The sequence below is a fragment of the Streptococcus sp. HMSC067H01 genome (genome assembly GCF_001814775.1).
GTDB lineage: Bacteria > Bacillota > Bacilli > Lactobacillales > Streptococcaceae > Streptococcus.
Genome location: NZ_KV817781.1, coordinates 217,676 through 231,830 on the forward strand (window position 1 = coordinate 217,676; position 14,155 = coordinate 231,830).

Sequence of the window (14,155 nt, forward strand, 5' to 3'; positions counted from 1 at the left end):
ATCAAAAAGAGGCTAGGACTTTTGTCCCAGACTCGTTTTTACATATGTTTCAAACGCTCAATTCGTTCTGAGATTGGCGGATGGGTATAGAAGAGTTTTTGCAAACCACCTCGTTTTTGTGGATCATTGATATAGAGAGCACTGCTAGCATCATCCACATGACGGCTCATTGGCTGACTATTGTCCAGCTTACGAAGGGCATTGATCATCCCTTGAGGATTACGAGTCAACTCTACACTTGAAGCATCTGCTAAAAATTCTCGTTGACGAGAGATAGCTAGTTGTACCAAGGTTGCTGCTAGGGGGGCCAAAACAATTGCAAGGAGAGAAACGACTAGCATAATAATTTCAAGTCCACCACTATCACGGTCATCACTTCTACGACCACGGCCTGCACCTCCCCACCACATCATGCGTCCAGCCATACTTGATAAAAGTGTAATAGCACTGGCAAGGGCAACCGCGATCGTAGAAATACGAATATCATAGTTACGAATGTGACTGACTTCATGGCCTATAACCGCCTCTAACTCTTCACGATTCATAATCGATAGGAGTCCTGACGTTGCTGCTACCGCTGCATTTTGAGGATTTGAGCCTGTTGCAAAGGCATTTAAGCTGGCATCATCGATGATGAAGACACGTGGCATGGGGATTTGCGCCACCATAGCCATATCTTCAACAACATGATAAAGAGTTGGTGCGGTCTGCTCATTCACCTCACGCGCACCATTCATGCTCATGACTATCTCTGTTGATTGAAAAATCATGGATAAGGCATAGATAAAGCCGATAATCAAAGCGATAACTAAGCCACCAAGACCAGACCTCATAAAGAGGTAACCAACCGCATATCCAACCAAAGCCAAAAGTAAAAAGAATACTAGTAGTAAAATCCAAGTTCTTCGCTTATTACTCGCGATTTGATCATACAACATCCTAGTCACCTAAACCACTAAAATCGACTTTAGGTACTGCCTTTTCTTCTTCAGGAGTTTGAAGGAAATCAGCCACTTTAAAACCAAAGAGTCCAGCAACTAGGTTACTTGGGAAAGTTTCCAATTTGACATTATAATTGCTAACAACACTATTATAAAGTTGGCGAGAGTATGAGATTTTATTTTCAGTATTGGTCAGCTCTTCTTGCAATTGTGCAAAGTTGGCACTCGCTTTTAGGTCTGGATAATTTTCTGCAACAGCAAAAATTCCTGATACTTGGCGTGAAAGGGCATCACTAGCTCTCATAGCTTCTGCCGGTGATGTTGCAGCGGCTACTTGATTGCGAAGCTCTGCAACTCTTTCAAGTGTTGAACCTTCATACTTTGCATATCCCTTTACAGTCTCAATCAAGTTTGGCAAGAGATCGTTACGACGTTTCAACTGAACATCAATCTGACTCCATGCCTCTTTAGTTTGCATGCGATTTTTAACCAATCCATTATAGGTAAGAATCACAAAGATACCAATAAGAGCAAGAACTCCAAGAATAATCAAATTCATCTGATATCTCCTTTCTATTTTTAGATTAGTACCAGTATATCAAATTTCTATCTTTTTGTGGTAAAATAAGATGATACTAAAGAAGGAAACTACTATGAAACCAGAAACATTTTATAACTTGCTAGCTGAACACAAGATTCTTCTTTCTGACCAGCAAAAAGTTCAATTTGAGCGTTATTTTGAACTCTTGATTGAATGGAATGAAAAAATCAACCTGACTGCTATTACAGAAAAAGAAGAAGTCTATCTTAAACACTTCTATGATTCCATCGCTCCTATTTTACAGGGATTGATTGAAAACCAGCCCATTAAACTCTTAGACATCGGTGCTGGAGCAGGTTTTCCTAGCCTTCCGATGAAAATTCTCTATCCTCAGCTAGAGGTAACCATTATTGATTCTCTCAATAAACGTATCAACTTTTTGAATCTATTAGCCCAAGAACTAGGTTTAGAAAATGTTCACTTCTATCATGGACGTGCCGAAGACTTCGCCCAAGATAAGAACTTCCGTGCTCAGTTTGATATCGTTACAGCTCGTGCAGTTGCCCGTATGCAGGTCTTGTCCGAGTTGACTATCCCCTACCTGAAAGTCGGTGGAACATTGCTAGCTCTTAAGGCTAGCAATGCACCTGAGGAATTAACTGAAGCTAAAAATGCCCTCAATCTTCTCTTTAGTAAGGTTGAAGAAAACCTCAGTTACACTCTTCCTAACGGAGACCCTCGCTACATTACTATTGTTGAGAAGAAAAAAGAAACTCCAAATAAATACCCAAGAAAGGCAGGCATGCCCAACAAACGTCCACTTTAAAACATTTTTAAAAAAGTTGTTTACAAAAGAAACCTCACTTTTTTATTTCCAAGCTCGGGAAAAAATGATTTACAAAATCAAACCTCGCTTTTTTATTTTCAAGCTCGGGAAAAAATGATTTACAAAATTATTTTTTTCTGCTATACTATCCTAAGCAAAGGTTTTTAATGTCATCCCGTGAGGTGACGAAGACGCAGAAATATATGAAATTCTTTAAGAATGAGATAATCCTCTTTTTGAAGAAGTCTTACTCTGAGAGCCTATTGCTATAAAATAATGGGCTCTTTTTTGATGCCCAAAAGTGAGGTTAATATGAAACAGGAATCAACTGTTGATTTGTTACTTGACGTTGACCAACGTCCTTCAGCTGGCAAAGGAATTCTCCTTAGCTTCCAGCACGTATTCGCCATGTTTGGTGCAACCATCTTGGTACCTTTGATCTTGGGAATGCCTGTATCGGTTGCCCTTTTTGCATCAGGTGTCGGAACACTGATTTACATGGTATGTACTGGATTTAAAGTTCCAGTCTATCTCGGTTCTTCTTTTGCCTTCATCACTGCAATGTCTCTTGCTATGAAGGAAATGGGTGGCGATGTTTCTGCCGCTCAAACAGGGGTTATCTTAACTGGTTTAATCTACGTTCTTGTTTCAACTAGCATCCGCTTTGCTGGTACAAAATGGATTGATAAACTTTTACCACCAATCGTTATCGGACCTATGATTATCGTAATCGGTCTTGGACTTGCAGGTTCAGCTGTAACAAACGCTGGTCTTGTAGCTGATGGTGACTGGAAAAACGCTCTTGTAGCTGTTGTTACCTTCCTCATTGCTGCCTTTATCAATACAAAAGGAAAAGGATTCCTTCGTATCATTCCTTTCCTCTTTGCCATCATCGGTGGATACATCTTCGCAGTTGTTCTTGGTCTTGTAGATTTCACTCCTGTTCTTGAAGCTAACTGGTTCGAAGTTCCTGGCTTCTACCTACCATTTAACACAGGCGGTGCCTTCAAGCAATACAACCTTTACTTCGGTCCTGAAACAATTGCAATCCTACCAATCGCTATCGTAACAATTTCAGAACACATTGGAGACCATACGGTTTTGAGCCAAATCTGTGGTCGTCAATTCTTGAAAGAACCAGGTCTTCACCGTACCCTTCTTGGTGACGGTATTGCAACATCTGTATCTGCCTTCCTAGGTGGACCAGCTAATACTACCTACGGTGAAAACACAGGGGTTATCGGTATGACTCGTATCGCTTCTGTTTCAGTTATCCGTAACGCGGCACTTATCGCAATTTCACTAAGCTTCCTTGGAAAATTCACTGCCTTGATTTCAACAATTCCAAATGCCGTACTTGGTGGTATGTCAATCCTTCTTTACGGGGTTATCGCCAGCAACGGTTTGAAAGTCTTGATCAAAGAACGTGTTGACTTCGGACAAATGCGTAACCTTATCATCGCAAGTGCAATGTTGGTACTTGGACTTGGTGGAGCAATCCTTAAACTTGGTCCAGTTACCCTTTCAGGTACTGCCCTATCAGCTATGACAGGTATCCTCTTGAACTTGATCTTGCCATACGAAAATAAAGACTAAATTACATTCATAAAAAAATCCACTCGAGTGAGTGGATTTTTTGCTTAAGTTCCCCTAGCAATCAAGAGATAAAGTAAGGTAATCCCTAACATAATAAATTAAAAAGTAAAATTACTAGAATAGGCTACCCCATCACTTGCTACATTTGTTTTAGTTTCCGCAACGCTAGTAACAGTTGAAGGTGATAGACTCTCCATAAATTGTTGAGTAGAACTAATGACAAACTCTCCAAACATTAGAACAGTAACGATTAAAATATCAAACCATTTTAAGTATTATCAAGATTTAGCAGGTTGAATACTTTGTAGAAACTTCATATTCCCTCCTTATCTTTAATAATATGGATTGATTATAAAAAAATTATATGAACCAATTTGTTGGAAAATTAAAAAAACAGCCTTCCGAAAAACTGTTCTAGCAAATTAAACTGAGTGATGTTTCTTTTCTAGCATTAAATCTTTCAGTGAAGTAATGGTCACAGCCAATAAAATCATAGCCATTCCAACAAAGTCAATCGGATAGAAAATATCTCCCATAATCATGAAGGCAAAAAATACCGCAGAGATAGGTTCAATAGAGGCCAAGAGGCTAGACTTGACTGGTCCTATCATACTGGCTCCCTTGAGGAAGGCTGTATAGGCAAAGACCGTTCCAATCAGAATGATGCCTGCAAAAGCTAGAATGGTATCAAAAGCTAAGGGGACACTTGCACCGATAATTCCTGTAAAAGGCACTGCTAAAAAACCAGAGATGGTCATTCCAACACCAATAACCAATATGCTCCCCCATTTTTGAATCAATTTTATGGGTAAAATGATATAAAGAGCATAGGTTAGGGCTGAGAACAAGCCCCAGAATAGACCAGCTGGAGTCATCGAGAGTTGATCAAATTGTCCATGAGTGGCAATCAAGAAGGTTCCACCTATAGCCAAAATCATGGAAATGATTTCAGCAACCGTAGGAGCAACCTTATCCTTGATACAAGTATAAGCAAGAATTCCAACCGGACAGACATACTGAAGAACCGTTGCTGTACCAGCATTTGTCTCTTGAATGGCTGATAGATAAGCCAACTGATTTATAAAGAGACCAAATAAAGAAAATAGCAAGAGGGAAAGCAGACTTGAACGATCCTTTAAAAAGGCTAGAAATTTATCCTTTGATTTCGTATAGGCCAGAAGAACCAATAGCAAACCAGCAATTATCAAACGGATATTGGTCAGAACGAGGGCTGAAATCCCGTGAGCCATCAAGTACTGACCACTGGTGCCAGACAAGCCCCAGGCAATACCTGCAATGACTGTAAAAAGAGTTCCTTTAAAAGCTTTTGACATATTTCCTCCCTAGTCTATCTCTCTAATCAAGTCCATAACCTGATTACGATCCAATATCCACTGGGCACGCTCGTCTTTCTCATAAGTTCGATTGGATAGAAAAATAGCAGCCTCTTGTTTTTTACGATTCCACATGATAAAGGTCCCAGTATAACCTGTATGGTCCAGCCACTCACCTTCTAGGTTCCAAGCTAGCGATCGCTCTTTATCATCTAAATCTGAGAAATTCTGGCTCAAATCTGCAGCAAAATCATCCTGCAAATAATGCTCCAGAAAGATTTTTAAATCATGAACTGTCGAAAACAAACCTGCACTACCTGCATGCTTTCCAAGCACACGAGCCTTAGGATCATGTACCACTCCTGCTTTCTGTCCACGGACCGTTGGAACAGCACGGCTAACTGGACCAAACTGAGTTTCCTTCATGTTCCACGGATCCAAAACTTGCTCCTGTAAAATCTGGTCTAAATCTTTCTTGAAGTAACTTTCCAAGAGAAAACCCAGCAAGAGAAAGTGCACATCCGAGTAAAGAAAGGCTCTCTTCACACGTCGATTCAGATGAAACATAGCTTTTCTTAGTTGGTCAGCTGAAAGCTGATCCCTATTTGGGATAAAAGGATCCAAATCCGTCGCATGCGTTAGGAGTTGTCGAATAGTGATGTCTGGATAATCCGTTTCCGGAAGATAGACCTTTATCGATTGATCCAACTCTAACTTCCCTTCACTCCACAAAAAGCTAAGGACAGTCCCTACTCCAACGACTTTACTGACACTAGCCAAATCATAGACCAAGCCCTCGCGAGTCTTCTCACCAATTTCTGGATTTGCTTCGCCTAAATACCGATCAGACCAAGCACCATCCTGATAATATGCAAAAGAGGCACCAGGATAAATCCCTGCCTCAATTTGTTGCTCTATTTTTTGAATGATTTCTTGTTTCATACTTCTTCAAACCACAATTCGATGTTGTTGGTATCCTTAGTGAGGAAAAACTTCTCAGATTTTGGAATAAAGTAACCAGCTTCTTCGAAACGCTGACGCAATACAGCAAGTTCCAAGTTCTCTACTTGAAATTTTAGCATGGCCAAGTCCCAGGTAACATTATTTTCTACCAGTAAATCGCTCCCTTGAGCCTGATTAAAAGCTAGTCGGTTTTCGATTTCTTCTTTATCAAGTAGGCTTGATGTCTCATCTGGTAAGTTAATTTCCACGGAGACTTCAAATGCTGTCAAATATTGCAGTTTCTCATCTTTTGAAAAAGTGATTTCTTCATCAACCTGTCTTAAGTCCTTTATGTCATTTTCTGCATGGATAAGGACGAGATCTCCTTCTGGAGAAAGGACTTCAAAAGCATAACCATTCTTTCCTCTGTATAACTGAGGAAGAGTCTCCATTCTAGCTAATAGCGCCTCAATCTCAGATGGATTTGCTACTTTTACGATCAATCTAGCTAATTTTTTTATCCCTTCAACTTTCCGAGTTCTCATACTTGGTGATTCTTCTAAAACTAATTTCTCAACACCCGATTGATCGCCGAGTGATAGGAAAGCTGACTCTTCTAATAAGGGTTTCATACCTAAGGTCTGGATATAAAACAATTCATTTAATCTTCTATTATTTACCTTTAGCGTCGGGATCATACGCACAATTTGATTTACATTCATAAATTCCTCCAACACTTTTTATTTTATAGGATTTTATCGCATTTTACAAGTTATTCAACTAAAAACTTTGACTATATTAACCTTTTTAGCACATGAAACTCCCTTCTAAATTAGAAGGGAGCCTATTGTATTTAGCAAACTAGTTATATCAATTCTTCCAAGAAAGAACCGCTTGAAGACCATAGTGATCACTAACTTGTGGACTATTGTTGCCATCAAAAACTACATCTAAGTTCTCTACCTGTGCATCCTTTGTGGTAAAGATATAATCGATTCGAAGAGGTTCTGTATTTCCCTTCCAACCATCAATTTCAGGTGGAACAGTGTAGCTACCACTTCTTTCTTGAGCAACCTCAAATGCATCCTGTAAAGCTAATGGACTAGCTAAAATAGCCTGGTAACCTTCTTGACCTGCAGGATTGTTAAAATCTCCCGCTAGTAAAAGAGGCTTGTTTAATTCTCTTAAAACTGCTTCAAATCGTGCCCATTCTTCTTGGAAACCTTTATCCCACCATGAGAGATGGACACTTGCAACTGCAAGCTCCTTACCATCTACTACAGTTTCAGCCAGAGCAACGCGACGAGTATGATAATCTGTTGGATCATCTACATCTGATACCAAAATCTCCCGCGCCACAATTGGTGTTTTTGATAAGATGGCTACACCCTCATGGTATCGATCATAGCCAATATGATTGTAAGCCCAAGTCCAATAATAGTTTTGACCTTGCTCAGCCAACTTCTCCACCAAAAGTCGCACATAGTGGTCTTGATGAATCGGCTCAGCAGATGGTAAAGCTTGATAAAAATGATTGACGGTTGCCTCTGGAGAAGTAATTTCCTGATTGATTTCTTGGAAACAAATCAAATCATAGTCCTTTTCAAGTATATCCTGAAGCAAAAGTTGAAACTTTTGCTGGGGATCTTTTTCCATCCAACTATGGGTATTGAGTGTTAAAAACTTCATGCTTTTCTCCTATAAACAAGAGGTTGGAAAACAGCTTCCAACCTCTGATATATTATAATTCTACTTTTGCAACCGCTGTTTTAGCTGCAAGAGTTCCTGTTTGTTCTAATGTTACTGATTTAATTGCGTCACCATTTGTAAAGACAACTACAGTTGAAGTTTCACGACCTGCTGCACGGATAGCATCAAGGTCAGCTGTGACAAGAAGATCACCTGCCGCAACTTTTTGTCCTTCAGAAACATGAACTGTAAATGGTTTTCCTTCAAGGCTTACTGTGTCCAAACCAATGTGAACAAGTACTTCAAGGCCTGCTTCAGTCACAAGACCAAGAGCGTGTTTAGTTGGGAAGATACTTGATACAGTACCTGATACTGGAGATACAATGTTTCCATTTACAGGTTCAACTGCAAATCCATCACCCATCATTTTTTGAGCAAATACTGGATCTTTTACTTGTTCCAAAGCAACAACTTGACCGTCAGCTACTGAGTAAACTTCCTCAGTAAGACCTTTGAATTGAACAGTGTTTTGTTGAGCTTCTGTCATTTGACTTGGAAGAGTTTCAGGAATAATTTCACCTGAATCAAGGATATCTTGGATATCAGATTTCAATACGTCGGCTTTTGGACCATAGATAGCTTGAACCCCTTGTCCTTTCATGACAAGACCCATAGCTCCTTCTGCTTTCCATTGCTCTGCATTTCCTACTTTATCTGCATCTTTAACAGTTACACGAAGACGAGTCATACATGCGTCAACATCAACGATATTAGCACGGCCACCAAGAAGGTTAATAATATTAACTGCTTGAGATGAGGCAGCTACTTTTCCTTCACCTTCACCTTTAGCAGCGTCCTCGCTTGATCCTTCAGCAGTTTCGTAGTTTCCGTTACGTCCTGGAGTTGCATAGTTGAATTTTTGAATCATGAAGTTGGCGATAAAGTACATGATAACTGCAAATAGTGCTGTTACCCAGATAAAGTTAATGATATCCATACCAAGACCAGCATTGATAGCTAGTGGAGTACGAGTCAAGAATTCAATTGAACCGAATGAGTGCACACGAAGGTGAACAATATCAGCCATAGCAAAGGCAGCACCTTGAACAACAGCGTAGACAAGGTAAAGAGGTGTTGCAACGAACATGAACATATATTCGATTGGTTCAGTAACCCCTGTAAGGAATGTTGCAAGAGCTGTCGCAATCATCATACCTTTGTATTGGTGTTTCTTGTCTGCTTCAACATTACGGTAAATAGCAGCAGCCACACCCATCAAAATACCGAATGAACCAATCATTTGTCCAACTTTGAAACGAGCTGGATGAACTGTATCTAGCAATGTTTGGTATTGACTAGCATCAGTACCTTTAAGGTTTACAAGGTCTGTTACCCATGCAAGCCAAAGTGGATCTTGTCCAAATACTTGAGTACCTTTTGCTGCACCAGTTAAAATATCGTAAGTACCACCAAGAGCTGTATAGTTCATTGGGATAGTCAACATATGGTGAAGACCAAATGGCAAGAGCAAGCGTTCCAAAGTACCATACAAGAATGGTGCAAGAACTGGTGCTGTTTCTTGTGAATTAGCAATCCAGATACCGAAGTTGTTGATACCTGTTTGAACAACTGGCCAGAAAGCTGAAAGAAGAATTGCAGCGATTGCTGAGCGAAGAATAACTACAAATGGTACAAAACGTTTCCCGTTAAAGAATGAAAGGGCATCAGGAAGTTTACGGAAATTATAGTATTTGTTAAATGCAGTCGCTCCAACAAAACCTGAGATAATCCCTACAAATACCCCCATGTTAAGGGCTGGTGACTCAAGTACACTAATGAAGTAATCAGCAACCTTGATAGATCCACCAAAGATTGTTGAAACCATAGCGTTAGGATCTTTCAACATATCCCCTGATACACCGAAGATTGTACCAGTGATACGGTTAATAAGGATAAATGCAAGACCTGCCGCAAAAGCACCACCAGCACGTTCCTTAGCCCAGCTTCCTCCAATAGCAAGGGCAAACAAAATATGAAGGTTACCGATAACTCCCCAACCAATTTGCTCTAGTACGCCACCAGTAATAACTAGGGGAGCAAGGTTTGGGTCAATCATTGCAAGTGACTTACCGATTGAAATCATCAATCCAGCCGCTGGCATAACAGCAATAACCACCATTAGAGCCTTACCGAATTTTTGCCAAAATTCGAAAGACAAGACATTTTTGAATGTATCTTTCATCATCCAAATCTCCTTATTTTTTATTTACGCAAACGTTTTACGAAAACGTTTGCACTTGTTTATGATTCTATTATACCACTTTTTATTTTTTTGTAAAGGATTTATATAAAAAATTTGACTTTTTCTTTCGTTTCACTTTCTGGGCATGCTATCTCTTACTGACCATTTTTGAGTTTACTGCCATTTTTTGTTATAATATTAGCTATGAAATCCTATAATACCTTGAATGATTATTATCGAAATTTATTCGGAGAAAAAACCTTTAAAGTCCCTATTGATGCTGGATTTGACTGTCCAAACCGAGATGGGACTGTGGCACATGGAGGCTGTACTTTTTGCACAGTTTCTGGTTCTGGAGATGCAATCGTTGCACCTGATGCTCCTATTCGCGAGCAATTCTATAAAGAAATTGACTTTATGCACCGCAAATGGCCAGATGTAAAAAAATATCTAGTCTATTTCCAAAACTTTACTAATACTCATGAAAAGCTCGAAGTCATTCGCGAACGCTATGAACAAGCTATTAATGAACCTGGTGTGGTTGGAATCAATATCGGAACACGACCAGATTGCCTGCCTAATGAGACTATCGAATACTTGGCAGAATTGTCGGAACGCATGCATGTTACTGTAGAGTTAGGTTTACAAACAACCTATGAGGAAACTTCTGAATTGATTAACCGTGCCCACTCCTATGAACTCTACGTGGAAACGGTTAAGCGCTTGAGAAAATATCCAAAGATTGAGATTGTAGCCCATTTAATTAATGGTTTGCCAGGTGAAACTCATGACATGATGGTAGAAAATGTTCGTCGCTGTGTGACGGATAATGATATCCAAGGAATAAAACTTCACCTACTTCACCTCATGACCAATACCCGAATGCAGCGTGATTATCATGAAGGGCGTTTGCAGCTGATGAGTCAAGACGACTATGTGAAAGTTATCTGTGACCAACTAGAAATTATTCCCAAACATATGGTCATCCATCGGATTACGGGTGATGCGCCTAGAGATATGCTAATTGGTCCTATGTGGAGTCTCAATAAATGGGAAGTTCTAAATAGCATAGAAGCTGAAATGAAACGCCGAGGAAGTGTTCAAGGATGCAAGGCTGTAAAACAGGAGTTTAATAATGAAAAGACCACTTGAAATGGCGCATGATTTTCTTGCCCAAGTCATCACCAAAGAAGATATCGTCGTAGATGCGACCATGGGAAATGGCCATGATACCCTTTTTCTAGCTAAGTTAGCCAAACAAGTCTATTCTTTTGACATACAGAAACAAGCTCTAGAAAAGACTAGTCAACGCCTGCAAGAAGCTGCCTTGACCAATGTTGAATTACTTCTACAAGGTCATGAAACCGTAGATCAGTTTGTAACTGAGGTGAAAGCAGCCATCTTTAATCTAGGTTATCTTCCTTCTGCCGATAAGTCTATCATTACTAAACCTCACACAACTATTGAGGCACTTGAAAAACTCTGTCAGATGCTCGTTAAAGGTGGACGAATAGCCATCATGATTTATTACGGACATGATGGTGGTGATATAGAACGCGATGCCGTTCTAAATTATGTCAGCCAGTTACCGCAACAAGAATACACTGCTACTATCTATCGCACCCTCAACCAAATTAACAATCCACCATTTTTGGTCATGATTGAAAAATTAGAAAGGTATCGACATGGATAAACAGTACCTAAAAGATAAAATAGAAGCCATGCGTCACAACTTTGTTGAATCTACCCAACACGAACGAGCAGTCGGGATTCTAGACGAAGCTCGCATGAGCAAGAAAATGTTGAAAATCAAGAAAAAATTGATTACTCTTGAAATGGAGCGTTGTCAGAAAAAAATCGAGCATAAGGACTGCTCAAAGATTGATCAAAAAATCCAAGAACAAAAGGAACTTTTTGAAGTCTGTCGTAACCAAAAATAGGGAGGTGGAAAATGAATTTACTTTTTTATCTCTTGGTATTTTTACTAGTTCTCATCGTTTCTAGTACGACCAATAAGCTGCTTCCCTTTTTACCCATGCCCCTGATTCAAATTTTGTTAGGGATTGGAATTGGGCTTTGCTTACCCAACAATCAATATCATTTAGATACTGAGTTATTCCTAGCTTTAGTCATTGGCCCGCTACTATTCCGAGAGGCTCAAGAAGCAGACATTACTTCTATCCTAAAACACTGGCGGATCGTCCTCTACTTGATTTTTCCAGTTATCTTTATCTCAGCTCTGAGCATGGGGGGAGTCGCTCATGTCCTTTGGGCTAGCTTACCATTAGCTGCCTGCGTAGCAGTTGGTGCTGCCTTAGGCCCTACTGACCTAGTAGCCTTCGCATCCCTTTCTCAACGCTTTTCCTTCCCAAAGCGGGTCTCTAATATTCTAAAAGGGGAAGGTCTTCTGAATGATGCTTCTGGACTAGTAGCCTTTCGAATGGCTCTCATCGCCTGGACAACAGGAACATTCTCCCTTACCCAAGCCGGAACTTCATTAGCCATTTCCATCGTTGGAGGATTTGCAGTCGGCCTTATAACAGCCCTAATCAATCGCTTCCTCCATACCTTTTTACTTAGTGTCCGCGCAACAGATATCGCAAGTGAGCTCTTGCTGGAACTCAGTTTGCCCCTCTTGACATTTTTCATAGCTGAAGAGATTCATGTCTCAGGTATTATCGCCGTTGTTGTTGCTGGTATTTTAAAAGCGAGTCGTTTTAAAAAGATAAATCTTCTCGAAGCCCAGGTGGATACTGTGACTGAAACCGTCTGGCACACTGTAACCTTTATGCTCAATGGTTCTGTCTTCGTTCTCTTGGGAATGGAACTGGAGATAATTGCGGAGCCAATTCTGAAGAGTGATTTTTATAACAATGTGCTTCTTCTCGTCACAGTCTTTCTTTTAACCTTCCTACTCTTTGCCATCCGCTTTATGATGATTTACGGATTTTACGCGTTTCGAATAAAGAAACTTCAAAAAAGCCTCCACAAGTATGTCAAAGATATGCTCCTTCTGACTTTTTCAGGAGTGAAGGGAACTGTATCCATTGCCACTATCCTTTTGATACCGTCTAATCTGGAACAAGAATACCCTCTTCTTCTCTTCCTCGTAGCTGGTGTAACTCTTGTAAGTTTCCTTACGGGTTTGCTAGTCTTACCTCATCTCTCTGAGGAGCAAGAACCATCTAAGGATCAACTCATGCACATTGCCATCCTAAACGATGTCGCCATGGAGTTAGAGAAGGACTTGGACAAGACCAAAAATAAGGTGCCACTCTATGCCGCTATTGACAACTACCATGGTCGGATTGAAAATCTTATTCTGAGTCAAGAAAACAAAGAAATTCAGGAGGACTGGGAAGCTCTTAAATTGCTGATTCTTAGTATTGAGAGTGATAGTTTAGAGCAGGCTTACGAAGAAGGTAAGATTGGAGAAAGAGGCTACCGTGTCTACCAACGCTACTTGAAAAATATGGAGCAAGGCATCAACCGTAACTTTGCTTCCCGCCTAACTTACTACTTCCTCGTTTCCTTACGGACATTGCGTTTTCTACTACATGAGATCGTTACCTTTGGGAAAACCTTCCGTTCATGGAAAGACAAGGAAAAACAAAGACTTCAGGCTATTGACTATGACCAGATTGCAGAGCTCTACCTAGCAAATACCGAAATTATCATCGAAAGTTTGGAAAACCTCAAAGGGATTTATAAGAGCTCTCTGATTAGCTTTATGCAGGAATCTCGTCTCCGTGAAACTGGAAATATCACTAGTGGAGCCTTTGTTGAACGGGTTATCAATCGTATCAAGCCCAACAACATCGATGAAATGCTTAGAGGATACTACCTTGAGCGTAAATCTATCTTTGAATACGAAGCTCAAAAACTCATCTCAGCTCAATATGCAAAAAAACTTCGGCAAAATGTTAATAATTTAGAAACTTATTCCTTGAAAGAAGCGGCCAATACCCTACCTTACGATATGATGGAGCTGGTACGTAGAAAATAAGGTATAGTTAAACCAAAACTTGACTATGGAGGATTGTG

The 14,155-nt window shown here is 40.1% G+C and carries 13 protein-coding genes; 6 read left to right on the forward strand and 7 right to left on the reverse strand.

Annotated elements, in window-relative coordinates; genetic code table 11:
- Nucleotides 1–38: 38 nt before the first annotated feature.
- Nucleotides 39–938 carry a zinc metalloprotease HtpX gene (gene htpX / locus HMPREF2987_RS02425; RefSeq protein WP_075229181.1) on the reverse strand — a complete coding sequence of 300 codons (900 nt, stop codon included), beginning with the start codon at nt 936–938 and terminating at the stop codon, nt 39–41.
- A gap of 1 nt (nt 939) precedes the next feature.
- Entirely contained in the window at nt 940–1,500 is a 561-nt protein-coding gene (locus tag HMPREF2987_RS02430; protein WP_075229182.1) for a LemA family protein, read from the reverse strand.
- 94 nt (nt 1,501–1,594) lie between these two features.
- On the opposite strand from HMPREF2987_RS02430, the gene rsmG reads away from it, so the two are divergent.
- Together rsmG and HMPREF2987_RS02440 are read left to right on the forward strand one after the other, a co-directional pair.
- Nucleotides 1,595–2,308, forward strand: a complete 714-nt coding sequence (gene rsmG, locus HMPREF2987_RS02435) for a 16S rRNA (guanine(527)-N(7))-methyltransferase RsmG (protein ID WP_075229183.1) — start codon at nt 1,595–1,597, stop codon at nt 2,306–2,308.
- A 312-nt stretch (nt 2,309–2,620) separates the two neighbouring features.
- Entirely contained in the window at nt 2,621–3,904 is a 1,284-nt protein-coding gene (locus tag HMPREF2987_RS02440; protein WP_075229184.1) for a uracil-xanthine permease family protein, read from the forward strand.
- Nucleotides 3,905–4,326: 422 nt separating this feature from the next.
- On the opposite strand, the gene HMPREF2987_RS02445 is transcribed toward HMPREF2987_RS02440, so the two are convergent.
- From HMPREF2987_RS02445 to HMPREF2987_RS02465, 5 genes are all read right to left on the reverse strand, one after another.
- Entirely contained in the window at nt 4,327–5,238 is a 912-nt protein-coding gene (locus HMPREF2987_RS02445; protein WP_075229185.1) for a DMT family transporter, read from the reverse strand.
- Nucleotides 5,239–5,247: 9 nt separating this feature from the next.
- Complete coding sequence (locus tag HMPREF2987_RS02450) at nt 5,248–6,180, reverse strand: serine hydrolase domain-containing protein (RefSeq protein ID WP_075229186.1); 933 nt, start codon at nt 6,178–6,180, stop codon at nt 5,248–5,250.
- Complete coding sequence (locus tag HMPREF2987_RS02455) at nt 6,177–6,902, reverse strand: CppA N-terminal domain-containing protein (protein WP_075229187.1); 726 nt, start codon at nt 6,900–6,902, stop codon at nt 6,177–6,179. Before HMPREF2987_RS02455 ends, HMPREF2987_RS02450 begins: the two co-directional genes overlap by 4 nt.
- Before the next feature lie 148 nt (nt 6,903–7,050).
- Nucleotides 7,051–7,869: an endonuclease/exonuclease/phosphatase family protein gene (locus tag HMPREF2987_RS02460; protein WP_075229188.1), complete on the reverse strand. Its 819-nt coding sequence runs from the start codon at nt 7,867–7,869 to the stop codon at nt 7,051–7,053.
- Between the two features lie 52 nt (nt 7,870–7,921).
- Nucleotides 7,922–10,114 carry a PTS transporter subunit IIBC gene (locus HMPREF2987_RS02465; RefSeq protein ID WP_142995337.1) on the reverse strand — a complete coding sequence of 731 codons (2,193 nt, stop codon included), beginning with the start codon at nt 10,112–10,114 and terminating at the stop codon, nt 7,922–7,924.
- Between the two features lie 192 nt (nt 10,115–10,306).
- Between HMPREF2987_RS02465 and HMPREF2987_RS02470 the strand changes: the two genes are divergently transcribed.
- The 4 genes from HMPREF2987_RS02470 to HMPREF2987_RS02485 are packed head-to-tail and all read left to right on the forward strand — an operon-like array spanning nt 10,307 to nt 14,117.
- On the forward strand, nt 10,307–11,263 hold the full coding sequence (locus HMPREF2987_RS02470) for a tRNA modification radical SAM protein MnmL/YtqA (RefSeq protein ID WP_142995345.1): 957 nt from the start codon (nt 10,307–10,309) through the stop codon (nt 11,261–11,263).
- On the forward strand, nt 11,247–11,804 hold the full coding sequence (locus HMPREF2987_RS02475; RefSeq protein WP_075229190.1) for a tRNA 5-(aminomethyl)-2-thiouridylate-methyltransferase MnmM: 558 nt from the start codon (nt 11,247–11,249) through the stop codon (nt 11,802–11,804). The genes HMPREF2987_RS02470 and HMPREF2987_RS02475 overlap by 17 nt, the downstream gene beginning before the upstream one ends.
- Nucleotides 11,797–12,051 carry a hypothetical protein gene (locus HMPREF2987_RS02480; protein ID WP_049548182.1) on the forward strand — a complete coding sequence of 85 codons (255 nt, stop codon included), beginning with the start codon at nt 11,797–11,799 and terminating at the stop codon, nt 12,049–12,051. Before HMPREF2987_RS02475 ends, HMPREF2987_RS02480 begins: the two co-directional genes overlap by 8 nt.
- Before the next feature lie 11 nt (nt 12,052–12,062).
- On the forward strand, nt 12,063–14,117 hold the full coding sequence (locus HMPREF2987_RS02485) for a cation:proton antiporter (protein WP_075229191.1): 2,055 nt from the start codon (nt 12,063–12,065) through the stop codon (nt 14,115–14,117).
- Nucleotides 14,118–14,155 lie beyond the last annotated feature (38 nt).